Here is a 24062-nt window from a genome sequence, read left to right as displayed (position 1 = left end):
GCACCCGTTAGTTCAATAAGGACTCCAACAAAAGGTTTTTCCTAGATAAACGCAACCATTGCATAATCCTTTTTTAAGTTATCTAGAATAAATTCTTTGAATACGTTCTTTACATTCTCCAAGGTGTTCAAGGTTCCTGTAATTTTACTACAAGGGATGTTGTTCGTAACTGGTATTCCAAGAATTGTTCTTTGGCATTTCCAAATGGGAATCCTTATTTTTATTTTGTACTTTTCTAAATGGGGTTCTATTTCCACTAAAACTAATGAAACGTAACCTGGCGTAAATAAATTGATACCGTTTTTTATAAGCTCTAGATGAAGCCTTTGGTTTTTCTTTTTAAACATAGGTTCAAATTCATTCATTAAGAAACTACAATGTTGAACGAAACTTTGTTCAGTAGATTTTATCATCTTATTTAATTCATCAGAAAAATCACTCTGTGAGTATTCCATAAGAAACCTCCGATTATCTATTTAACTTTCTTGTTAAGCTAACCTGCTTCGTTACTTTAAGTACATTTCTTCACAATATTTTATATGAGAATAGACATTTTCAATTTTCACTCACAAAAAAAATCGTCGAAAGACGATCCTTTATAACTAAAGCTCCGTATCTACTTATACTTGGTTCTAACAAACTCATTCCAGAGTTTGCTAAATTCATTATCGTTGACCCTTAGCACTTTGTAAACATTCCCATATTCACTAATGAGCTTAATTAGCCTATTATGTCCCCATTTACTCTCGCTGAACTCTACCAGAGTGTAACCAACGTCGTAAACCTTTGCTCTTTCAAATCTTTGGTTTAGTTCCTGCAGGCTTGGATACTGTCCATTTTTCATGAATGGTAATGACAGTGGATTTTTAGTCTGATTAGCCTCATAGATAGCCACTGATTCCCAAAGCCAAACCGGGAAAGATTTAAATTTTTTATCAAACTTGTCAGTATTTAGGGCCTCGAATGGTTAGGAAGTGTCAATACTGATACTGACCTTGATCTAGTCAACCCTAATCCATAATCTTATTAATTATCGCTCTCCTCTTTTTTTTAACGTTTGAGTAGGGTCTTCTTAAGTATTGTCATTTTTCTAATGGTGAAGAAAGTTATTTTCATGGTAGTTCAACAAGAAATCAGTCATTCTTCATTTAACAACCTTTGCTTCATTAAAAATTTGTTAACAGAACCATTTTTTCCGTGGTACCGGGTAATATTCGCCCGCGACGAGTTCTGTAGGTACGGCTTCTTCAATTCGTAAAAGTTCGTCTGAACTTAAATTCAGGTCAACTGCGCCGATTGAAACATGAAGTTGTGACTGCGTTCTTGCACCAATCAATGGGATAACATCCTCACCCTTGGATAAAGCCCATGCGATGGCAATCTGCGCAATGGTTACTTGCTTTTCTTCAGCAATTTCACGCAATGCCTCTACAAGGGCTAAATTCTTTTCAATATTTTCGTTGGTAAAACGCGGACCATTACTGCGTTTATCATCCAAACCTAGAACCCGATCTTTTGACCATGTACCGCTCAATAAACCTTTTGAGAGAACACCATAAGCCGAAAGCGAAATACCTAATTTCCGTAGAGTTGGCAAGATATTTGATTCGATGCTCCGATTAAATAGTGAGTATTCCATTTGCAGCCAACTAATAGGATGTATAGCGTGTGCGCGACGAATTGTATCCACTCCTACTTCAGAAAGACCAATGTATCGCACATATCCCTTCTTTACCATATTGGCAATTGCACCAACCGTTTCTTCAATTGGTACGTTGGGATCGATGCAGGCTGTGCCTGGTTGATAAAGATCGATGTATTCAACACCTAGACGCAGTAGGGTATCCTCAAGGAAATTCTTTACTGTATGAGGGTGGTTATCACTCTCCCGATGACTCTTGCCCTGAGAGTGTTGCTTGCCATCGAATTTCACTGAAATGAAGGCATTTTCCCGTTGGATTCCTTGGAATGCTTCACGTAGAAGTAATTCATTGTGTCCATCGCCATAGAAATCCCCTGTATCAAAGAGTGTAATGCCTCCCTCAAGTGCCGCGTGGATTGTTGCAATGCTTTCGCTTCGATCAGCATTACCATATAGCCATGACATCCCCATACAACCGAGACCAATCTCAGAAACTAAAGGACCTTTATTACCAATTACTCTTTTTTTCATTGTCAAATCCCCCTTATATTCTTCAATCCAATATTTACCACCCTGCAGTCTGTACTGTTATTCTATTGGAAAATAATACAAATACAAGTCTATAACTATTCAGTAATTTGTAGTATAAAAATAGTAGAAATTTTAAGTAAGAAATAAATGGATTTAATAAAAGCCTCACTACACCCCTTCATTAACTTACGAGCATAAACTTCTTTTTATTAGCACTATTTATCTTTAAATTGTCTATCTTTCTTCAACTATCTGCACTTTAGTGCAATAACAAAAAAAGCTGCCTCAATGACAGCTCCGATTTTAAACTCTTGCACCCGTTAGCATAACAAAGATTAATCATACATAAAACTTAATAATTCTTCTTTCCTTGGAAAATACCCAACTATGTTCGAAATAACTTTCTTTAATTTTTTAATTTCAAATATATCCCAAATGTAACTAGTTACGTTACACCTAACTTAATGGTTACTGGGAACCAGGTGGAACGTAAAAAGGTGGTACTTTAATCCATCCGCGTTTACGCATTAAATGTTTTAATCTAGTTGCGAAAGCAAATTTTTCTGTTTGAAACTGAATAAACAATAAACCAACATCTGTACGAATCGATTCAGAGGCAGCACCAGCTGCACGCATAATTAAACTTACGATTTTTAATGATAATTCGTTTGCTATCACATCATCCGTTAATTTAACTCCAAGAGGGATACTATTAGAGTCTGATTTTGGCATATCTGCAGGGGCAGGAGGTAGCGGAATTCCTTCCTTATTCATGAAATCATAGAGTCGTTCTCTTTGACTGGTACCTAATTTCATATCTTCTTCAAGTATTGCTTTTAATTCTTCATCTTCCGTGGTATTTATACCTGCTTGCACAGATACTTTAGCTAATTCAAGTCCTGCTAAGTAAATCCAGCATGACATCACTTCTCCAACATGAAGTGGTTGGTCTTCGTCTTGAACTGTCAGTGATTTCATAGCATCAATGACAGTTTCCAATATATTTACCATGCGAAACCCTCCTGAGTTGGTAGTATTCATACATATTGTTTGTACGGTAAGATTTTTTATTCAGATGGGTACCACCAACATTTCAGAAATTATGTATACTTAGTAAATTTCAGCCTAAAAAAGAAAAAAGTTGCCCTACAAATAAGGCATACTTATCTTCAACTCTTGCACCCGTTAGCTTAAGAAGGGGTATGTAGATTTTTTAGTTGCCCTTTTAATTCAACTAACTTGTGTTTAATAAAAGGATCGATTTCTTCAGGTAATTGATTTAATTTAAAAAACTGAGCTTCTATTGCTTGATTACTATCAGGAGTTATTTCTCCTTCGTACTCGGTACATAAATAACCAATTGCAACAGTATGATACTCATCGCCACTTTCTTCGACTCGATTTATTAATTCCTTGCCTGAGTAAACACCAAATAATTGAAGTGAATGTAACTTTACCCCTAAATCTTCTTTTACATTTTTCTTAATACATTCTTCAACTGACTCATTTAGCTGCAATATTCCACCAGGAATTCCCCAGTCTGCACCTGAATACCTACTTAATAATATTTCACCTTTTTTATTTAAGATTGCTACACTTGGTCTTACCATTATCAAAGGAAAATTTCCAATCATTTCTCTTATGTCTTCACAATAGCCCATAAATACTCCTCCTTATGTAAGAATTTTAATAAAATAAAAGCAACCTTGTACTTTAAAAGATAAATTAAAGGAGTAACCTACTCCTTTCTAGAAGGCATTTGTCAGCCACCTTCTACGCAAGTTGCATTTGAGCTACCCACTACATTATTTAATTCAGTTAATAATAATTGAAGAATGTTGTCGTTAACTAGTACTTGCAATGTCTTTTTTGTAATTGGAACATTGAATTTTTGAAAAACATCTACCGTTTTTTCCCACACAACGGTTATAGCCTTTGAAGTCATATTTGATTGTATTACCACAAAATCAACCTCCTTTAATCCTCATCTTACCACTTTCTTCTTCAACTAAACTGCCCCCATTAGTCGAATAAGAGGATTGCCGTAGCAACCCCCTTTCTTAAATTCAAGGCACCCGATAATGCAATAACACATTGGGTTATTCTTGCCCCTGCATACTTCACAAACTTTTTAACACCGTCTTTTTCAATTCCAAAAGATATATTACCAGAATCTTGTTCATCAAAAATACAAAACACTTTACCAAGATTTCTAAGCCAATCAAAATCATGTTTTTCTTTTAAGTAAAATGAAACACTGTCTAAATTTATTGCTTTCGTCTCTCCCATTTAAAACCTCCATTTATTATTCAAAAAAACATAATCTGTACTCTATAAAAAATCCTTCTTTCTCCGTTAACCTGCTACATTATTGAAATAGCTCTGTTCCTTAACTCAAGCACCAGCAGCCCATTTTTTTGCTTTCAGAACTAATTCATTTACAAAATGCTCTTTACCTTGTTGATATTTATGAATATCGTCAGGATATAGGCTGGCTAGCTTTATTTTTAATTCCCCATAATCTTGAGCGTCTTGTGGATGATTTATTAAATATTCTTTAAAATTTAAATGTGTTTTTATATTTTCATTCCCTCTTTGGAAGATTTGTAAATGATGGGTTCGCTTCTCATTCCCCTTCGGAAAGTGTCTTCTTCCAATTATTCCATTCTCGCGCTCCATTTTTCTGACCAAGGAAGAATTTCTGTTTTCCTCAAAAAATTGCCCCCGCAAAAATATTTCCTATTCACCTTAAATATTCTACCTTTATCAAAAACATTCTTCTTCCACTAACCTGCTTACGTTAGCTCAATAAGAAAAAGCCACCAAATGGCAGCTTGATCCTCAACTTTAGCACCCTTTAGTTCAAGTAGGCGCTAGTGCAACTTTTATTTATTCATCTTCTCCTGCATCTATTTTCAAGCTATTTTGCAACTTCCGGATATAAATGATCTGACCAATGTGATATGCGTTATGAGTTGACACATTTCCGAGTATTGCCCACCATTTCACGTGTCCAGGAAAACCATTAACTTCACTCTCTACTTTTTCTTCAGATAATATCTCTTGCCAACGTAAAAGCAACTCTAATAGTTGTTTCTTTAAGTCAGCAAAAGTATGATTTTCAGGAATAATAAAGCTGTTATTATTATTTCCTATGGAAGGCACAGCATCAACGTGAGATTTTTGGTACCTTGTTTGCCATGTTTGATTCCAATATAGTAGATGCTGCACAATTTCAGCAATACTATTACTTTCTTCGTTTGGCTTCCAAAATGCATGTTCCTCAGACAATCTTTCTACTGAATCTGAAAATGGTAGGTACCAACTAGGGTCATTGGCATTTGCCAACAACTGATCCGATAAAACATCTTTTGCATGAACCATAACCAACACTCCTAATTTTTATACCTTTATCTTAGTTATCGTTATTAACACAAAGTTGTGCAGCTATCTCTTGGACCCGTTCTATAGTTACTCCATCTCTCAATTCCACCGATAAAGGATGGTCGGTTGGTTCGAGCTCAATGAAAGGTCGAATGCCATCTGTTCGAGGATGGACCATTGTTTTTAAGTTTACAGTATCAGGATAACAAGGTAATTCGGTAGATAGCCACCCAAACATTGGTTCCAATAATTCTTGTTTATCCCAGTGCTCTTTTATATTGTTAAAATTAGCTTCACTTAATGAAACCCATACACCCCATATTAGGTGTTCATCGGTCCCAATTATAGGAATCTCAATACATCCACGAATAAAGAAATGTTCGTTATCCATAATGCATAAATCGTCATCTAGCTCAAACCTATCCTCTCGCTCTTCAGGTGCAGCATCATAATAATAGACGGGAGCTGGATTTCCGTAACTTGTAGGAAGTTCTTCGTGATATTTACCGCAACAACTGCAAGCGTATCCCTTAATTTTAGTCATTCTGTTCCTCCATTAATTTCACCATTTGAATCTTCTATAACTTCTTATTCATAATTCGTTATCCAAAATACTTATTCCTTCTTTCACTAAACTGTCCGTTTGTTCAATAAGAAAATTAAAAAGCTGGTGGAGTCACTGAAAAAAGTATGGCAGCATGTTCACTAAAATTATTTTCCCATTTATGCTTCATTTGTGCTGGTATTTTCACACTATCACCAGGTTCCAATATGTATTCTTCATCATCTAAAAACACTTTAATTTTCCCCTCTAATACAAAAGCAACTTCTTCTCCTTTATGCTCCAACTGTTTCTCAGATGAAGCAGTGTTCGGTGGAAAATTCATAATGGCTGTTGCCAGGTTTCCAGTAAAATCAGGTGAAACTAGCTCATAAGATAAGTTTTCAATGATCATTTTCTTTCGATGACTAGACCTAACAACTAAATCAACCGTGTTGGTTTCTTCAATGAAAAAACTAAATGTAGGAACGTCTAGGGATTTCGCTAAAACTTTAAGAGTCTGAATAGAGGGGTTTGCTAAGCCACGTTCGATTTGGCTCAACATTGAAGGCGTTATTTCAGCTAACTTTGCTAATTCTCTATTGCTTAAATCTTTAGCTTTTCTATATTTTTCAACCATCTTACCAATATCTATATTTTCCATTCCTATGCACTCCTTGAAAATTAATTGTTAATTATAATTTAACATTTTTAAATAATACTTAACAACTAAAAGTGTCTATGTTAAACTGTGTTTAACTTAATTAAATTATATTTTACTTCGTTTTGATGACTATAATCAATTCAATAAGGAGGACTATCAAAGTGAAAGAGATTGAATTCAGAGATCTACAAACATGGAAAGAACACTATCCTTTACTAATCAAACTCATTTCGATGAAGGAAATATTGTGGTTAAATCCTAAAATTGAAAAGTTTAAAACAGGAATTAAAAAATCCCCCCTTACTCAAGATGATGTAAAAGATGCAGAGGAAAGGTTGAAACGTTTTGCTCCATATATTGCCAAAGTATTCCCAGAAACAAAAAAGATGAATGGGATAATAGAATCTCCTTTAGTGAGAATTCCTTCCATGAAACAATCCTTAGAGCTGGATTATCAACAACCTATATTAGGTGAATTATTGCTTAAGTGTGATAGTCACCTTCCTATATCAGGGTCTATAAAAGCAAGAGGCGGGATTTATGAAGTTCTCAAACATGCAGAAGAATTAGCTCTTCAACATCAATTATTGACGATTCAAGATGACTATTCCATTTTAGATAGTGATAGGTTTCGAACATTCTTCTCCCAATATTCAATCGCAGTAGGCTCGACTGGAAATTTAGGACTTAGTATAGGCATCATGAGTGCAAAGTTAGGTTTTAATGTGACCGTTCATATGTCGGCTGATGCAAAACAATGGAAAAAAGACTTACTTCGAAGCAAAAATGTAAATGTAATTGAATATGAATCCGATTATAGTAAAGCAGTAGAGGAAGGTCGACTCCAAGCAGATGGGGATCCTACATGTTATTTTGTAGATGATGAAAATTCTTATGACCTATTTTTAGGATACGCAGTAGCAGCATCTCGATTAAAAAAACAATTAGAAGAGTTAGAGATAACAATTGATGAAAATCATCCTTTGTTTGTTTATCTTCCATGTGGAGTAGGCGGTGGTCCTGGCGGTATAGCTTTTGGTTTGAAGTTATTTTATCAAGACCATGTTCACTGTTTCTTTGCAGAACCTACCCACTCTCCATGTATGCTACTTGGTTTAATGACTGGACTTCATGATAAAATTTCTGTGCAAGATATTGGTATTGATAATGTAACAGACGCTGATGGACTTGCTGTAGGAAGACCATCTGGATTGGTAGGTAAAACTATAGAACCGTTTCTTAGTGGTAATTATACGGTTAGCGATGAACAGTTGTATAAGTTACTAAAGGAACTAGTTGATACAGAGGGGATTCATTTAGAACCTTCAGCACTAGCAGGCATGATAGGACCAATTAAATTATGTAAAGAAGGAACCGATTATTTACTGAAGCATAATTTAACAAAAAAAATGAGTAAAGGTACACACATTATTTGGGGGACTGGTGGAAATATGGTTCCTGAAGAAATGATGAATCAATATTATCAAAAAGGATTGAATTTAACGTTAGAGAATCAAAGGTAATTCAACACGGGGGTTAGCTGACCCCCGTGTTTTTATTGGAAAAATTATTTCTTGTTGAACTAACCTCCCCGTTAGCACAATAAGAAAACAGGATCGCCGCAGCCATCCCATCTTTAACATAAGCACCAATTAGCTGAAGAAGAAAATCAACACATCTCTTATATCTATGTCATTTTTTCCGTCAACAACTACTCTTTCTAAAACAACTTCTAAAGGAAGCTCTCTTTATATTAAAACCACAATCTTTTATGATAATCATATTCAGAGATATCGTAATTCTCTTCTCTTTCTTTTTTTGGGGTACACTCTTCACAAGGTTCTTCCGACTGGTTATGTTCACATTGTTCTAATAAAAGTTCCATTGTTTGTATCCCCTCTCCTATTTCTTATTATTTATATTAATGGAAGCGATTACATTTGTCAGGTGCTTTTTATTGGAAAATAATAAATCGTGTTATTAAATTTGTGAGGAAATAAGAGTGAAACAATCATAAAATTTTTCTGTTTTTGAATCTGGTAATTTGGACAGTTCCGTCAATTCTTTGATTCCCTCATAAGCCTTCCTATTCCAATCCCTAAATAGGCATTTCTAAACATAATATGAAAATCCGAATTTTCTCCGAAATATCGCTTAAAGCCTTCTAAAACTTTTTCTTTAATTATTAAACAATCGTACCCGTTAGCACAATAGGAAAAGCCGCCTACGATAGCAGCTTGGATCTTCAACTCTTGCACCCTTTGGTTCAATAAATCTGTTTTATCTGAAGTATATTTTATTACGCTCCCAATCTTCAGGAACAAGCAACCATAATCCAGGCATTACACATTTATTGCGTTGTATGTAATCGATTGGAGTATATTTGAAGGGTTTGTTAAGCATATTTTTTATCCCATCTATTGTTTGTATGTTTAAAGCGTTTATCGAGTATTTTTCATATGAATTTAAAATTGAATTTACTTTTTCACTATCTGCTTCAAAAAAGTCATTTTGCAATTCACTAAACCAACCTTCATAATATGTCGATTTTGGACCTCCCATTCCGTGTGGGCATTCTGTTGTTTCATTATTTGGATTAACATAACACCACCAAGATACATCAGAAATAAGTATTCCTAAAGCTGTTAATTCTTTAATAAACTCTTCTAAATTATTTTTCATAACTATACAGTCAATGTACCCGTTTCCAACTGGTTGAACTTTATACTTTGTAAATAGATGTTCTATTTGTGTGACGAATTCATTCTTATTAGAAGTTAAGTAATCAAAATACCTCATCAATTAAGATCTCCTCTTTGTTTACAACAGTACCCGATAGTTCAATAAGAAATATGGGTTGATGTTGCTACTTAATTTTTAAAACAAGACAAATAATATTGTTATGAGGTTAATAAAAAAGAACAGTAATAATAAGAAGGATACAACGCTCCATACATACTCTTTCCTTTTAATTGTATTTATAAAAATAATTGTTATCGCAATACTTGAAACAATTGAATACAAATATCCTGATATATTCGAAATATAGAACCCATTTGCTAATAAATTAACCATAAAAAATGCGATAGAACAGACGACTAAAATCTTTTCTAATTTTTTCCCTCGGACAAAAACATAAATTATAATCACCACAAAAAGTAAATCCAATAAAAAATTTGAGATCATTACTTATTCCTTTCAATAAAAAATTAAATGGCTTTATCTTATTCAATTCAATTATCCTGCTTCTTTAACGCAATAAGAAAAAGGATCGCTGCCGCAACCCTTGTTTAACTCTTGCACCCGTTACTTTAAGTGTAATCGTTCACAAAATCCTTTACCAACCCTTACGATTACACAAGGAAGTAATATGTGCAAGATGATGTCTACCATGCCAAGCATAGATTCCTATATTTTTACCTACTGAAACTTCACCTGAATCTGGATGAATAAATGTCTTTTCCATATCAGCAGGAGTTAGACTACGTAAAAGGTTGGTCCAGCGTTTGTGTAATGTTTCGAGAAGTAAAAGTGAAGTATCAATTGGCAATTTATAATCAGATAGTTCCGCCCATTTCGTTTCGTCATATGGCTTAATTACAGGATTTTCTTCCGTAAGAGCCAATTTAAAACGAACGTAGGCATTCATATGACTATCTGCAAGGTGATGTATTACTTGTCGAACAGTCCACCCTCCAGAACGATAAGCTGTATCAAGCTGTTCATTATCTAAGTCTTCTACAGCATCTCGTAATAATCTGGGTAAATCTTCAATCTCATTTATCCAAACACTTGTAACACTGCTAGAAATTTCATCATCAAATTGAAAAGTGCCAATTGGGTATTTCATATCCATCTACTATTCCCCCTATAAATTCCTTGGTTTTTGTGGCTAACTAAATGAATCGTTTAAAAAATATGTAATTCTACATCAATTTCTCTAATTCCTTTACACCTTAAATGTTATTCAACTATCCTGCTCCGTTAGTCCAATAAGAAAAGCCACCTAAATGACAGCTCTGATCTATTACTAAAGCATGCGTTAGTTACATAAGGATTTACTTTTTAAATTCTTTTTACTCGTCAATATAAAAAGCAAAATAACCACAATTTGGTAATGTGCAAAAATCAAACTTATTAGCTTCTCATTCTTACTGCATAAGGATAAATTGGATCTTTTAATTGAAATTCATAAGTAAGACCATCTACAATTCCAACTACTTTTTCGCTATCGTAGAGATCAAGCATAAATCCAGCCATTTCTTTAGCTGTATGGTATTTAGGAAGAAGTCCTTCAAGCTTAACATTTTCTTCTAAATCATTCGATACTTTCGCAAATTCAGTTTCAGTTGCAGCCGGAGCTAATACTTTTGCTTTCATGCTTGCACCTTTTTCTTTTAATTCATGTGCAAGTCCTTCAGTAAACGCACTTACATAGAATTTAGAAGCACAGTATGTGATTGCATTTCCAATAATCGTATAACCTCCACCTGATGAAACGTTTATTAATTGTGTTCCTTCAACTGTTGAATAGTCACGCACATAAAGAGAAGTTAAAATAGTTAAAGCCTCGATATTTAAATTAAGCATTGTCTCAATTTTAGTTAAGTTTTGATCTCCAACTGATGCGAAATTTCCAAATCCTGCATTATTAATCCATGTTTCAATTTCGTATTCCTTTAGATTTTCATATAATGTATAAGCATTTTTCGTATTAGATAAATCAACTGTTTTTATAACGACATCTAGTTCTGCATTTACTTTTACGATTTCTGATTTTAGTTTTTCAAGCTCCTCAGTTCTACGTGCCACAATCACTAAATTTTTTCCACGAGCAGCAAAAGCAAGAGCTGTTTCATAACCAATACCAGAACTTGCACCTGTAATAACTGTATATTTTTTCATTTCATTTCCTCCTAATATTTTGTTTTTACTAACAAAAATTGATTTTTTAACTGCTACGGATTTATTATAGTGGTTAGAGTAAACTCTAAGTCAAACCTATTTTTTTACACTTGATAAGCATTGGTTAAAAACGGAGGTTAGTATGTATACAATTGGCGAAGTGGCAAAACTAGTGGGAGTTAGCATACATTACGTTACTATGAAAAAGAGAATTATCGAGGATATGGATGCGACAGTTGAATTTTTAATGAGTGACAATAAAGTACGGATAAACAAATACAACTATTGTATAGAAACCCCATTTCTTTTTTTGTATGATTTCCTTCTAATAAACATAAAAAAGAGCTGTATTTCACCTCACTTGTTCAACCTGCCCCGTAAGCACTATAAGAAAAAGACCGCCGAAAATGGCAGCCAGATATTCAACTCTTGCACCCGTTAGTTGTAGAAACATCTAATTAATTAGCATTTAATCGATAAGATAATATATGACTTATGACTTACCGATTAATCCTTTTCTTTAGTCTTATCTATCGAAAACTTCTTAAATGCCAAGACTGCATTATGTCCTCCAAAACCAAAACCATTAGAAATAGCATAGTTTATTTTTGTCTTAACTGCATGGTTTGGAACATAATCTAAATCACAATTTTCATCTGGTATTTCGTAATTGATAGTGGGAGGAGCTATATCTTCCATGATACTTTTGAGGGCTATAATGGCCTCAATTCCCCCTGCAGCTCCAAAAAGGTGTCCAGTCATTGATTTGGTAGAACTCACCTTTAAATTATAAGCATGAATTCCAAAAACACTTTTAATTGCTTTAGTTTCTGATTTATCTCCTTCAGGGGTACTAGTTCCATGGGCATTTATATAATTTACATCAGTAAGGTTTATTACCCCCATTTCTAAAGCTAATTTCATAGCATTTGCTGCACCGTTATAATCAGGGGAAGTAATATGATAGGCATCCGTTGTGGAACCATATCCTACAATTTCTCCTAAAATTTTCGCTCCTCTTACTTTAGCGTGTTCATACTCTTCAAGGAATAAAACACCTGCTCCTTCTGACATAACAAAGCCATCACGCCCTCTGTCAAATGGACGGCTTGCCTTTTCTGGAATATCATTAAAAGTGGACATTGCTCTCATTCTTGAAAATCCAGCAAAAGCTAATGGATTAATAGAAGCTTCAGCCCCTCCAGCTAATATGCCATCAGAGTAACCATGCCGAATATTTAAAAATGCCTCCCCAATCGCTTGATTCCCTGTTGCACAAGCAGAAACAGGAGAATAGCTAGGTCCCTTAAATCCAGTTTTTATGGAAATAATACCTGAAGCCATATTACTAATCATCATAGGAACCATAAATGGAGAAACTCTTCTTGGTCCTCTTTCAATTAAGAATTTATGATTATCTAATATTGTATTAATTCCTCCAATACCTGAGCCAATATATACCCCTAATCGCTCCTTATTTATATTATCCACATCAAGATTTGCTTGGTCTAAAGCTTGTTTAGCAGCAGCATAACCATATTGCACAAACAAATCATATTTCCCTAATTCTTTAACATCAAGATATTGTTCTGCATTAAAGTCGGTAATATAACCACCAATTTGAGTGCTTATATCTTTGAAGTCCTCAGATTGAATTTTTTTGATCCCTGATTTACCTTCTTTAATATTATTCCAAAACTCTTCTACGTTATTTCCTAACGGTGAAACTACTCCATATCCAGTCACTACAACTCTACGTGGCATAATCAACACTCCTCTTTATTCTTCACACTATTAAAACGATTATTTCAAAAGACTTCTAAAAAGTTCGATTACATTTGAAAATAATGTATTCCCCAAAACACGCCTATATTGTTATCCGCCTTTAGTGATTGAAATCAGAAGAACAGCAAACGATTCTTTCTGGAACATGCGAATCTATCACAGTAATACGTGCTTTGGATTTGAAAATAGATTAACCACCTCATTTTATGAATTAAATCAATCTTATAGCTTGGTATTAATACCTGGTACTAATTATACATAAAAAAAATTCTTCTTCAACTAACCTGCTTCGTTAGCATAATAAGAAAAACGATACCTCTTTGAAAAGTATCGTATTGTTCAACCAGCCCTCTTAATAAAAAAGCGCCTATATTAATAGAAACGCACAATCTAAACAGAAATAATTATGTTTAAACTTCTCAATATTATTGAAGAGCAATATCTTTAAATTCTTTAAAAATTGCTATTTCCTTAGTTAAGGTGTCCTTCATTTTCTTTCCGCATTTCTCACTACATAAAGCAAGTATACCATCAGTTCCTTGTTTTTTGGCTTCTGATTCTCTCGCTGTTACAATCAAAGGAACACTAGTGTTTCGTGTACGGAGACCTATTTGTATTATTTTCCCTTCACTTTCGGTGTAATCTACACCTTCTACAAACTTAACACTTAACCCAAATACTGGCTTGTTATTACTAATTTTTTTCATACACCAGGCACATCTCAGCATATAGATCACTCCCATTACCTGAAAATTTTGTAATAAATATACCTCATTAATTTATAAGGTTCAAACTATTAATTGCTCAATAGATTTTTTACCAATTAATCAGCAACTGCTCTACAATAAACTGCCACGTTAGATTAATAAAGAAAAAGAGCAGCCGCTGCCGCTTATTGTTTAACTTAATAAAGAAAGCGATCCTTGCTAAAGAATCGCTCCGGCTTGCGGAAGACTAAAAATATTTTTAAAGGGCTTAAGGGCATGTTTGCGCTTAGCTGGCTAAACAGAAAATTGTTCGGATTTTATATGGTTACTGAAAATAGACAGCCTTTTTGATCGTGTCACTTGTTGGTAGTAACCCTCCAACCAATAAATCCAAATCAATAATCTTTCAGCTCGATCCCGTTAGCAGCTTTGGCTATCATTTTTGAAATCATCTTAAATTGTACGAGCATAATCGGGGGTATGTGCAACATTAAATTGCGTAGAAAGATTTTGAAGTTTGATTTTTCAATCATACTCCCGGCAGCTATTCGTCCTATTTTTTGATTTTTCTCAACAAACTTTCTCATTTTTTGTTCGTAGGCAACAAATGCACGGGCGAAATCGCCATCTACAGCTTTAAGTTCACCAGCTAATACATAAGCCCCGACAAGCGCCAGGCTAGATCCTTGACCTGATAGAGGAGATGGACCATACGCCGCATCGCCTACCAACGTAATCCGCCCTTTTGACCATGTCGGCATGTGAATCTGGCAAACCTCGTCAAAATAAAAGTCTGTAGCATCTTTCATGGTTTTGAGTAGATGCGAGGTTTCCCAACCTGAATCGCCTAAGAAGGCATTTTCTACTAGTTTCTTTTGAGATTCTGTATCATTGCGGTCGTGCTTCAATGCCTCTGATTGGAACAAGAACATACCCCTTGCTTCGGTATTGTCACGAGCGCTATACATACCTACAGTTTTGCCTGGTATCGTATATAACAGTTGGCGGTGGTCGAGGTTGAGGTAATTCTCGAGAGTGAAAATCGAGATATAACAGCCAAGCGTCCGTTTAAACTGTGCTTCATCTCCAAAAGTTAAGGTGCGTACATTAGAATGAAGCCCGTCTGCACCGATGACAAGGTCAAATGTCTGTGGCTTGCCATGAATAAATTGAACTTCTGCACTAGCTTCAGTCTCATTTATAGAGGTAATCGAATCGCCCCAAATGTAATCAACAGTATCCATGGTTAAATCGTACAAAATGTTACTTAGATCGTCTCGCATGACTTCGATGTCCAGACCCTGCTGGTTCCCCATACTTGCTTCGCTTATTTGACCTTGGATCTTCCACTTGCTGTTCACAAAGTAAACACCAGTCATGTTCGTGTCAGCTGCACGAACTTGATCGAGTATACCCATCCCCTTAAGCACGGAAATGGCTGCACCACGGATATCAACCCCGTAACCACCCGCGCGCAATGCTGGAGCACGTTCTATTACAGTCACGTCGAATCCATGACGATGAAGCCAGTAAGCGAGTGCCGGACCGGCAATGCTTGCACCAGAAATAAGGACGCGCATTGTTTGTTTCATAATTGCCTATTCACTCCTATCCTAATTAAAGTCTTAACATATCCACAGTATATTTACGGACGATTTTACTTATTTAGGACAACAAAATAATAGGAATTTAATTTTAAAAGCTGAGACTAATGTTCAACTATCCTGCCCCGTTAGCTGAATAAGAAAAAACGATACTTCGTTATTGAAGAATCGCACCCTACAGTTTAAGTATAAAATTTCACAATCTTCCAAACGGTGACCGTTATCTAATATTGAGGGATCGTCAATGTTAACCTCCATAAATAGAGTCACTTCCCAAAGAAATTTATGCAATTAACGTTCTTCTTGGAAAAGCAACCCCTGTCCTTAGATTCTAATGCAAAGTGTTTTCAAGTATGTAACCATTCTCCCAAGTTCCTATAAGTATAAATCGGTCATCGTTGCTGAATTCTCCAAAACAAGCATATTGGATTTTTTCAACTACAATGGTTGCTAAGTCATCGTATCGTAGGATTAATACAGTTTCGCTATAAGTAATGATAATTAACTGACCATCATTTGACAGATGAATGTGTTGAAAATAACCAAAGTAGCCAGGGTAATCCTTATCTGATAAGTTAACTTTTTTATAAATTTTTTTAAATTGTCCATCAAGTATAACTACGTCATAATTATGAACGACAATATAAACGTTATGAATTGAGCTATATAGGATGGATTCCCAATACCAAATTTCTGAGTTTTCAATCACTTCTATTGAACCTTTGTTTATTGGTTCTTTCACTTTTAATATTTTATGAACTCTGTAATCCTCGTTATTTACATAACTCAATGTAAATAAAAAGGAACTTTCAGTTTGGATAAAATGTTTATAATCGATTAGGGTAAGTGAGTCTTCAATATCGGTTAGTAACGTGTATTCTCCTTTATCAATGTTGATTAATGCGAGCTGGCGTCCTTCTTTGGTTTTAAGTGTATCAAGGATAAGGAAAGGAATATTAGTTAAAGCAAAGTCCGCTTCAACAAATTGAAATTTTTTATTAGATTTAATGGTCTTGATTAACTGAAATCCATCAGTTTCATACACACATATTGTGCCAATTGTGCTTTTTATATATAAATAATCATCATTTTGTGAGAACTGAATATAGCCAGGATTTTTAGGTTTACTGAGCTCCGCAATTTTTTCCCAAGACCTTGAATCAAAAACAATCGTTTTACTACCCATTGTATGGGATAAAAAACATTGGTTATTTGAAAGTTTTAATTGATAAGAGGTTTTAAATTTTTTAATTAGGTTCATTTGAAGCATACTACCGAGCTCCTTAGAAAGAAAACTTATTCTCCTTGTTTTGTATTCTATCCCTTTTAGTTAAAAAATAAAAAGATGAGTTCGCCACAGCAATCCCATCTTTAACATAAGCACCCGTTAGCTTAAGTACACTTTTTCACAAACTCATATAAAAGCACCGTTAAATTACGATACCTTTTTTTCAAATAAAACCTCGTTTGTACCGCTTGTTCATATTACTCAACGCTCAATAATTGCCATTACATTTTAGGAGCATCCATACCTATCATAGCCCATTCCTCTTTCGATGGACCATACAGACCAGGAACGGATAAACCTGCTTGACGCATAAGAATTGTCATTTGTCCTCGATGATGAATTTGATGTTGAATTAATAATAATAAAATGTCTCCCTTGCACATTTTCTGCCCAAAAATTTCTTGTTCTTCTCTAAGGCTTTTGTCAGTCCATTGATTTTTTATAGCTTGAGACAATGCACTACTTGCTTGTTGATAGCTGTCAGAGATGAACTTTGCTGAGGTTGGGACAGGATAATCTTGATTAGGCGAGTCAAAGGAAAGGTCTGTTCGTGATGCTACAACTCCAATTGCTGTTACAGTATGCCAAGCTATTCTTCCTAATGTCCAATTTTGAGGTGTTACTTCTTGGGGTAAGGATTCATCTGTAAGTTGATTAAGAATTTTCTGAGTAGCGTCTACTTCAATATTCCATAATTTAAAGAAACCATCTAGTGTTTGAAACATATTCATCCTCCTCACTTAAATACTTCACAAATATATTCTTCTTTTTCCAAAAAATTACTGCTCGTTTAACAAAAAAGCAATAATTAATTTCTAAAACAATATTATTAATTGAAGCTTTTATTAGCTACCTTGTTGAACTCTGCTTCGTTAGTGAAAAAGCGATTGCTCTAGTTTAGTTATCGCACCCAGGTAGTTGAAGAATTATTTATTTTTTTCGAGGGATAGTTAATGCCCTCCAATCACCTGATTTTAAAATTTTTGCTACATAAATTATTTGCCCAATATGATAAGAATAGTGGTACATTTGGCGTTCAATAGCTTCGATAACTGAATGGGGTTCATTTCGGATGGTAATTATTTTTAAGAGTTGTTCATCTTCAATACTTTTCAATGCGTTAAAAAAGGTATCCCAGCCAAATTCCCACAGTTCCATCATCTGTTCTTTGGTTTGAATATCTCCCACAAATTCATCATCACGATTTCGGTAGGGTTTTTCTCCATCTGTTGTAAGGAAATCAGTCCACCGAGATACCATATTACCACTCATATGTTTCACAATGATGGCGACACTATTGGACTCTTCATTCGGAGCCCAAAATAATTCGTTTTCGGTTAATTGTTCTAAGGCTTTTTCAGCGGTAACTTTTGCATCCATAAATCGTTGAATAACTGTTTTTAAATATTCGCTACCTATATTCATACAATCACCTCACCATAATACCCTTATTTTACCGTATATCCTTATTGAACTGACCGTTAGCACAACAAACAAAAAAAAGACCGCCGCAGCGATCTTCATCTTTAACTCTTGCACCCGTTAGTTAAAGAAGAACCTTTCAATCACTGACATTTCCAATTAGAGTAATCTGGAATTATTTTTATAGTTATCTGTGATTATTTCTTCTTTATAATAACGGAGAGAAAGGGGGAAATCCTATTGAACAGATGGATTATCGGTGTTCTTATATTACTTTTAGTTGGAGGTTCTATTTATATGTTCACAAACAAAAATGACTATAAAGAAGCACCATATGCGGCGGGAATGAATTTTGACCTTGAAAAGGTAGAACCTTTTATAACATTTATCATCCACAGTATTGGATAAAGGTTTCAGTCAAGACGAAATCAATTCCATTACCTCTGAAATCGACAAAATGAAACACAATGAAGTTAGAGAGATTGGAACCTTTGATGTTATTTATAAAGGGAAGCCGACAAAAATTCGAATCGAAGTCGAACTTCATAGTGATGAAGATAGTCCTCCAGAAGTTGTTCTATATATGTATAGTCATCAAGAATTAGTTGACATCATAGATGAAGAAATGATGAAAACTGAAGAAGAAACGGAATAAAAGAGATGTTGTAATTACATCTCTTTATTTAACTAAACTCTATAGTTAGCTCAATAAGAAAAGCCGCCAATATTGGCGACTGGATCTTCAACTCTTGCACCCGTTACTTTAAGTACATTCCTTCACAATATGTTATATATCCTATTAATTAATACAACAAAAAAAGCACTAGGAACAGTTCTTTTTTTAGTAATACCAATCGTTTAACTTTAACTTTAAAATTTGATTTTTTTGTTAAAAAGCGTTTTTTTAATATCATTAATATATTGAAAACTATATAGAAGTAATGCTCTTAAAATGTCAAGTGCTAAGTATTGGAATTTTGTTAATTTAACTAAGGAAAATATTTTGTAACGTTTTACATATTTTAGTCCTTGGAAAATAAATAAAATATGAAGAATAAAATTAGAAATTAAATATATTGGCAATTTACCATATGTCATTTTTAACATCCAAAGACTAGCGACAAAGTAAGGACCAAAATTAAAAAAATCTACGCTACTTAACGGAGGTATCCCTTTATAAAATCGCCACCAATTTTTCTTTTCACCAAATACATCTATACCTTTTGTGAGTGTACTAATAAATATTGCGGCAGGAAGATATTTTTTTAATGCATTCCTACCTAGTAAAGGTATGGTTAGCCAAGGAAGAATAAGAATAGCTAATAAAAATAATTTTGAGTTTTTCATTATAACACCTCCAAATTTTAGCATATGTATTTTTATAAAATTTATAAGATGGTTGCATATATCTTTTATTGCACTAATTGCTTACTTTAGTTCAATTAGAAAATAAGCTACCATAGAAATGGCAGCTGTATAGTCAACTCTTGCACCCGATAGTTTAAGTACACTCCTTCACAAACTCGTAAAACAAAATGGGATTACCCCTTGTTAAAGTAATCCCCCCAGTAAATATTATTGTACAATCTCTTCTCTTTTTAATGCCAGCCAAGAATTTACCATATACCATGCTCCCGCCAGATAAAACAGCATGTGGACGGAAAACCAGTCAAATACGAACCCAGCACCAAGGATGCTCGCCACGATGATCAATTGCAAAATGAACTGATGGATATTTTCTTTTTTCCAGCTTAGATTGTTTTTTATATCAAATTCTTTTTCCGATAATTTGTATAACGCTTGAAAAATCCCCATAAAACATTGTATCAAGCAAACATGGAATATATTTTTAGTGAACGGCACCGAAATCATGGTTAAACCTAGTCCGAATAACGAAACACTGTACATTTTATCAAGCGGAAGCCGAGATGGAATCCAGGTTAACGCATAGAAGCAGGCAGCGGATGATAAAGCGAATATGGCGTAGAGTAAAGAAAACGCGCTGTAATTTTCCCCTATATTTTTTAAAAAGAGCAGATAGTAAGGGAAAATCGCCGTCTGAATGACTAGGACGCTTCCACGGATCAACAATTTAGTTTTCATTTCGATACCTCTCATAAAAAAGACTTGTGATCGACTCATCCGGGTCGTATTTTTCCTTTTCATGGACAAATTCATCGAAGTTAGGGTAGGATTCAAGCAATTGTTTTTTCGTTGCGTACGGATAATAAGGCAAATAAAAGGTTCCGTTGTGCTTCAAGGTAATATCAATCATCTTTTGAATCGATTTTTGCGCTTTTTCCACGTCCTGTTTTTGTTTTCCATGGTTGAATAATGCTACAAGGGCGATCATATCGGTCTTCCCATACGAAAGCCTCGATGAATGGTCTTTGGATACATAGCGAATGGTAAAGTTAAGCAGATTGATGTCATCTTGTTTTAGAAATGCTCCCATGTCTTTGACATAGGAAGGATACTCATCGATTGGGACGAAAAATTCCTGCAGTGTGTCGGTGTTCATTTGGTTTTTGTAAAGCAGAAAATCGCTTTCCGAACGCATGGCGTTGTTCCTTGAGATTAAGCGTTTATCGAGAGACAGGAAGTATTTCTCCTGCAGGTACCAAAGCCAGTCCTTTCCGAAGCTGGTCTTTCGGGATAAATTTAGGAATGAGTAGGTTAAAAATGGCTGCTGGTCTTCTTTCAGCTTACGAAGATTTTCCGTCAGGGGCTTTGTGGTTTTATGGTATTCTACGACAAACATGCTGTTCATCGATGTTTTTGGCGCAACCGAAATTCGTGCATAAGCCATCTTTACTTCTGGATTTTCCCTCAAGGAATGTACATACTTCGGGAATTCCTCTACGCTGACCTTTTTTGTATGGATTTCATACACTTCATCATCTGTCACCTGCAATTCCACATCCAATATGACGCCAAATAGACCGTATCCGCCTATTACATTCTTGAATAATTCCGGTTCGCTTTTCCGGTCGACTTTCACGATTTTTCCGTTTGGAAGCAATAAATGGAACCAATTGATCGAATTGCCTAAGGATTCGTTTTTGATATCCCTCCCATGCACATTGACGCTGATGGATCCTCCCACAGTGAACATATTCTGGCTTTGCATGACTTTTACTGCGAGCCCTTCCGGCGCAAGGGCATTTTGGATGTCATCCCATGTTGTCCCGCTTTGGACATGGATAGTTTTTCTGTTTTTATCGATTCCCAAAATTTTATTAAAACTCGTCATATCCAACACAACCCCGTCCGGGTAAAAGGTATGCCCGCCCTGGGAGTGCCTTTTTCCTGCGATGCTTACTTTTAATCCATCTTGTTTGGCTTTTTTCAGGATATGGACAATCTGGTCTGCTTCTTTCCCTTTTTCAATCCGCTCTATTTTCGTCGGAAGGAGTCTACCGACATCCTGGATGGTCATGCCTTGGTTCAGGTCATCCGTATAATGGATTAACGAATACTGAAAAACGGCAATTGAAACCGAACTTGCGAAAACAATAAGGAAGAGGATTACGAAACAGATTTTCTTCATCTGAAACCCTCCTTGCCAAGGATATCTAACTATAGTGTAATTTTACACTAATTGTATCATATGTTCTTTTGGTTTAGAACATATATTTTCCAGTTTTTTATCACTGTTAGCACAACAAAAAGACAGGATCGCCGCAGCGGTCCTGTCTTAAAATAATGCTCTCGTTTAACAAGGAACTTCAACTTTCTAAACTGTGATATTATTAAAAACGTTTATATAATCAAACTATTGGGAAAAGGAAAGATTGTGCAAAATCAAATAGAATTTTGCTGTGTACTGTGGAAAAGCCGATGATAAATGTGCCGAAGCCCCTGTTAGTTTAAGAAATCGAGTGAACAATATCCCTTATTTCGTTTTATTTTTAATTTATTTGTTAAGATACAAACCGCCATTACCCCTGCCAATCCTAAAAAAACTATCAAAACGCTTTTTGTAAAAAAGGTCCGAGAGATGATTAAACATTAGAATATCGATTTGTTCATAATTATCTAAATGAAAAGACTGTTGATTTCCTTTGTTATCCTTATAGGTAATCTCCCACGTTCGATATTTTTCATTGGTGAAAATAGGAATATTAGCTGGCTTTATCACATAACCCGTATCCACACTTGTCCAGTCCCTAGAACATAATCGAAATAGGGACTATAAATTTCCGTATAATCTACTTTCCAGTACCATGATCCGCATCCACTCAATAATAATACAAACAAAAAAACAATTCATTTCTTCCCTATTCTTTGCTATGTTCCATACTTCTTTTTTATCAATATTTGCCCCCCTAAATTTCTCCACTTTCGTTCATTAAATCATAGAAATTTTTGCGTATTTTTCAGTACCAATATGCTTGATCGAATTAATGCTTATAAAAATTCCCATCTCAAGCCACCTCACATTACAAAGGAGCCAAATCCGTTATTTTTCACTATTTCTATATTCAAATATCAAAGTCCTTCTTCAAGTAACCTGCTCCGTTAGTACAACAAGCAAAAAGATCGCCGCAGCGACCTCTATCTTTACTCTTGCACCCGTTAGCTTAACAATAATCGCCCTTAAATTTCCCTTTTTAATATAAATCTGGGAGGTGAACCCACTTCCTGTTCAGCTTCAAAATAAGCAATTTTCCCTTCAACACACGAAACAATGGAAGGCATTCCATAGCCAACTACTTTCTTTAAGGCTTCATTTAAGGGCAAGTGTCTGCCATCAGTTTCTTGATCCCACGAAATTACATAACACTCATTCCGTGCACCTTGTTTTTTTAGTAAAGACGCAATTTCTTGATAATCAGAATTAGGAGATGGTATTTCAACCATATAATCTGGAACAAGTGTGTTTTCATAATTGTGGCAAAGTCTGCTTAACGCTTCTATCCTTTTCTTCTTTGATGATAGTTCAAAAATAACTCTATCCTGTATCCTTTTAGAAAAGAACATTTTTACAATTTTAATTTCTAATTCTTTATCCACTTTTACCTCCAGTACATTCCGTCTTTATACTTATCTTAGCAATAGCCTTATTGAATTAAACTGCCCCGTTAGTACAAGAAGATAGGGATAGCCGCAACCATCCCCTAATACACCTCTTGGACCCGTTAGTTACATAAGATTTAGACAATAAAAGTTTAAGTGTAAAAAGTTTTTACTTACCTTTATACCTTTTTTCTTTTTTTCTTGAGTTTTCTTTTTGACTTTGGCTTTATCCAAAATAAAAAGCGATCATAAGACTTTTTTTGAAGGATGAGTATCCAAATAAACTCGAATAGTTGCCACAGCACGATAGAAACAAGAAAGGCAAGGCTGATGTAAGACATCCAAAGAAAACATTTTTCAATTGGAACACCACTCATTACAAGCAATCCAAAAATCAAAACATTCAATAGAAAGATTTTCATTTTGTATCTCATAGAGATTTTCACCTATTCATTTTTTTCTCTACTTAATAATTCTATCTTTTACATCGTTTAACCTTTTCTTCTTCAATTTACCTGACCAGTTAGCTCAATAAAAAAAGCACCCAAAATTGCAGCTGTATCTTCTTAG

At 34.8% G+C, this 24062-nt stretch carries 27 protein-coding genes and 1 pseudogene; 3 read left to right on the top strand and 25 right to left on the bottom strand.

Annotated features, from left to right (window positions below):
- Positions 1–41 precede the first annotated feature (41 nt).
- The 10 genes and pseudogenes from CCK98_RS15330 to CCK98_RS15280 all read right to left on the bottom strand — a co-directional run bounded on the left by CCK98_RS15330 (position 42) and on the right by CCK98_RS15280 (position 6762).
- Positions 42–455, bottom strand: coding sequence for a hypothetical protein (locus CCK98_RS15330; protein ID WP_088087368.1), 414 nt, complete (start codon positions 453–455; stop codon positions 42–44).
- 722 nt (positions 456–1177) lie between these two features.
- Complete coding sequence (locus CCK98_RS15320; protein WP_088087366.1) at positions 1178–2173, bottom strand: aldo/keto reductase; 996 nt, start codon at positions 2171–2173, stop codon at positions 1178–1180.
- 468 nt (positions 2174–2641) lie between these two features.
- Complete coding sequence (locus tag CCK98_RS15315; RefSeq protein WP_088087365.1) at positions 2642–3184, bottom strand: DUF3231 family protein; 543 nt, start codon at positions 3182–3184, stop codon at positions 2642–2644.
- 179 nt (positions 3185–3363) lie between these two features.
- A complete protein-coding gene (locus CCK98_RS15310) occupies positions 3364–3834 on the bottom strand; it encodes an NUDIX domain-containing protein (RefSeq protein WP_088087364.1) in 471 nt (156 codons plus the stop codon).
- A 101-nt stretch (positions 3835–3935) separates the two neighbouring features.
- A complete protein-coding gene (locus CCK98_RS15305; RefSeq protein WP_088087363.1) occupies positions 3936–4136 on the bottom strand; it encodes a hypothetical protein in 201 nt (66 codons plus the stop codon).
- 140 nt (positions 4137–4276) lie between these two features.
- A pseudogene (locus CCK98_RS15300) lies at positions 4277–4462 on the bottom strand (serine/threonine protein kinase); the annotation flags it as partial.
- Between the two features lie 105 nt (positions 4463–4567).
- Positions 4568–4903, bottom strand: coding sequence for a GrpB family protein (locus CCK98_RS15295; protein ID WP_256942358.1), 336 nt, complete (start codon positions 4901–4903; stop codon positions 4568–4570).
- 159 nt (positions 4904–5062) lie between these two features.
- Positions 5063–5557, bottom strand: a complete 495-nt coding sequence (locus CCK98_RS15290; RefSeq protein ID WP_088087362.1) for a DinB family protein — start codon at positions 5555–5557, stop codon at positions 5063–5065.
- A gap of 31 nt (positions 5558–5588) precedes the next feature.
- The gene (locus CCK98_RS15285) at positions 5589–6101 is read right to left on the bottom strand and encodes a DUF2199 domain-containing protein (RefSeq protein ID WP_088087361.1); all 513 of its coding nucleotides are present in this window, start codon (positions 6099–6101) and stop codon (positions 5589–5591) included.
- A gap of 115 nt (positions 6102–6216) precedes the next feature.
- The gene (locus CCK98_RS15280) at positions 6217–6762 is read right to left on the bottom strand and encodes a cupin domain-containing protein (protein WP_088087360.1); all 546 of its coding nucleotides are present in this window, start codon (positions 6760–6762) and stop codon (positions 6217–6219) included.
- Between the two features lie 161 nt (positions 6763–6923).
- On the opposite strand from CCK98_RS15280, the gene CCK98_RS15275 reads away from it, so the two are divergent.
- Positions 6924–8285 (top strand): D-serine ammonia-lyase, encoded by a 1362-nt coding sequence (locus CCK98_RS15275; protein ID WP_256942357.1) that lies wholly within the window; start codon positions 6924–6926, stop codon positions 8283–8285.
- Positions 8286–8515: 230 nt separating this feature from the next.
- Here the strand turns inward: CCK98_RS15275 and CCK98_RS36295 are convergent, their stop codons facing one another.
- From CCK98_RS36295 to CCK98_RS15215, 11 genes are all read right to left on the bottom strand, one after another.
- Positions 8516–8647, bottom strand: coding sequence for a hypothetical protein (locus tag CCK98_RS36295; RefSeq protein ID WP_256942356.1), 132 nt, complete (start codon positions 8645–8647; stop codon positions 8516–8518).
- A 172-nt stretch (positions 8648–8819) separates the two neighbouring features.
- Complete coding sequence (locus CCK98_RS15270; protein ID WP_088087358.1) at positions 8820–9011, bottom strand: hypothetical protein; 192 nt, start codon at positions 9009–9011, stop codon at positions 8820–8822.
- Between the two features lie 31 nt (positions 9012–9042).
- Positions 9043–9561, bottom strand: a complete 519-nt coding sequence (locus CCK98_RS15265; RefSeq protein WP_088087357.1) for a hypothetical protein — start codon at positions 9559–9561, stop codon at positions 9043–9045.
- 538 nt (positions 9562–10099) lie between these two features.
- Positions 10100–10618 carry a YfiT family bacillithiol transferase gene (locus CCK98_RS15255; protein WP_088087355.1) on the bottom strand — a complete coding sequence of 173 codons (519 nt, stop codon included), beginning with the start codon at positions 10616–10618 and terminating at the stop codon, positions 10100–10102.
- A 281-nt stretch (positions 10619–10899) separates the two neighbouring features.
- On the bottom strand, positions 10900–11667 hold the full coding sequence (locus CCK98_RS15250; protein ID WP_088087354.1) for an SDR family oxidoreductase: 768 nt from the start codon (positions 11665–11667) through the stop codon (positions 10900–10902).
- 507 nt (positions 11668–12174) lie between these two features.
- The gene (gene fabF / locus CCK98_RS15240; RefSeq protein WP_088087352.1) at positions 12175–13431 is read right to left on the bottom strand and encodes a beta-ketoacyl-ACP synthase II; all 1257 of its coding nucleotides are present in this window, start codon (positions 13429–13431) and stop codon (positions 12175–12177) included.
- Positions 13432–13877: 446 nt separating this feature from the next.
- Entirely contained in the window at positions 13878–14159 is a 282-nt protein-coding gene (locus CCK98_RS15235) for a hypothetical protein (protein ID WP_256942355.1), read from the bottom strand.
- Positions 14160–14554: 395 nt separating this feature from the next.
- Positions 14555–15751 carry an FAD-dependent monooxygenase gene (locus CCK98_RS15230; RefSeq protein ID WP_088087350.1) on the bottom strand — a complete coding sequence of 399 codons (1197 nt, stop codon included), beginning with the start codon at positions 15749–15751 and terminating at the stop codon, positions 14555–14557.
- A 343-nt stretch (positions 15752–16094) separates the two neighbouring features.
- Positions 16095–17033, bottom strand: a complete 939-nt coding sequence (locus CCK98_RS15225; RefSeq protein ID WP_088087349.1) for a hypothetical protein — start codon at positions 17031–17033, stop codon at positions 16095–16097.
- Between the two features lie 239 nt (positions 17034–17272).
- Positions 17273–17776 carry a DinB family protein gene (locus tag CCK98_RS15220; RefSeq protein WP_088087348.1) on the bottom strand — a complete coding sequence of 168 codons (504 nt, stop codon included), beginning with the start codon at positions 17774–17776 and terminating at the stop codon, positions 17273–17275.
- A gap of 205 nt (positions 17777–17981) precedes the next feature.
- Positions 17982–18476: a DUF1572 family protein gene (locus CCK98_RS15215; protein WP_088087347.1), complete on the bottom strand. Its 495-nt coding sequence runs from the start codon at positions 18474–18476 to the stop codon at positions 17982–17984.
- Between the two features lie 237 nt (positions 18477–18713).
- Between CCK98_RS15215 and CCK98_RS35420 the strand changes: the two genes are divergently transcribed.
- Together CCK98_RS35420 and CCK98_RS15210 are read left to right on the top strand one after the other, a co-directional pair.
- A complete protein-coding gene (locus CCK98_RS35420; RefSeq protein ID WP_179195815.1) occupies positions 18714–18881 on the top strand; it encodes a hypothetical protein in 168 nt (55 codons plus the stop codon).
- Between the two features lie 49 nt (positions 18882–18930).
- Positions 18931–19128 carry a hypothetical protein gene (locus tag CCK98_RS15210; protein ID WP_142292162.1) on the top strand — a complete coding sequence of 66 codons (198 nt, stop codon included), beginning with the start codon at positions 18931–18933 and terminating at the stop codon, positions 19126–19128.
- A gap of 215 nt (positions 19129–19343) precedes the next feature.
- Here the strand turns inward: CCK98_RS15210 and CCK98_RS15205 are convergent, their stop codons facing one another.
- From CCK98_RS15205 to CCK98_RS15185, 4 genes are all read right to left on the bottom strand, one after another.
- Entirely contained in the window at positions 19344–19820 is a 477-nt protein-coding gene (locus CCK98_RS15205) for a hypothetical protein (protein ID WP_088087345.1), read from the bottom strand.
- 228 nt (positions 19821–20048) lie between these two features.
- Positions 20049–20576, bottom strand: coding sequence for a hypothetical protein (locus CCK98_RS15200; RefSeq protein ID WP_088087344.1), 528 nt, complete (start codon positions 20574–20576; stop codon positions 20049–20051).
- The gene (locus CCK98_RS15195; protein WP_088087343.1) at positions 20566–22023 is read right to left on the bottom strand and encodes an FAD-binding protein; all 1458 of its coding nucleotides are present in this window, start codon (positions 22021–22023) and stop codon (positions 20566–20568) included. The genes CCK98_RS15200 and CCK98_RS15195 overlap by 11 nt, the downstream gene beginning before the upstream one ends.
- Before the next feature lie 1049 nt (positions 22024–23072).
- Positions 23073–23489 (bottom strand): hypothetical protein, encoded by a 417-nt coding sequence (locus CCK98_RS15185; RefSeq protein WP_088087341.1) that lies wholly within the window; start codon positions 23487–23489, stop codon positions 23073–23075.
- Between the last annotated feature and the right edge of the window lie 573 nt (positions 23490–24062).

It is taken from the genome of Bacillus sp. OV166, from assembly GCF_900177675.1.
Taxonomy (GTDB): Bacteria; Bacillota; Bacilli; order Bacillales; family Cytobacillaceae; genus Neobacillus.
This window is presented reverse-complemented; position numbering and strand designations above follow the sequence as displayed.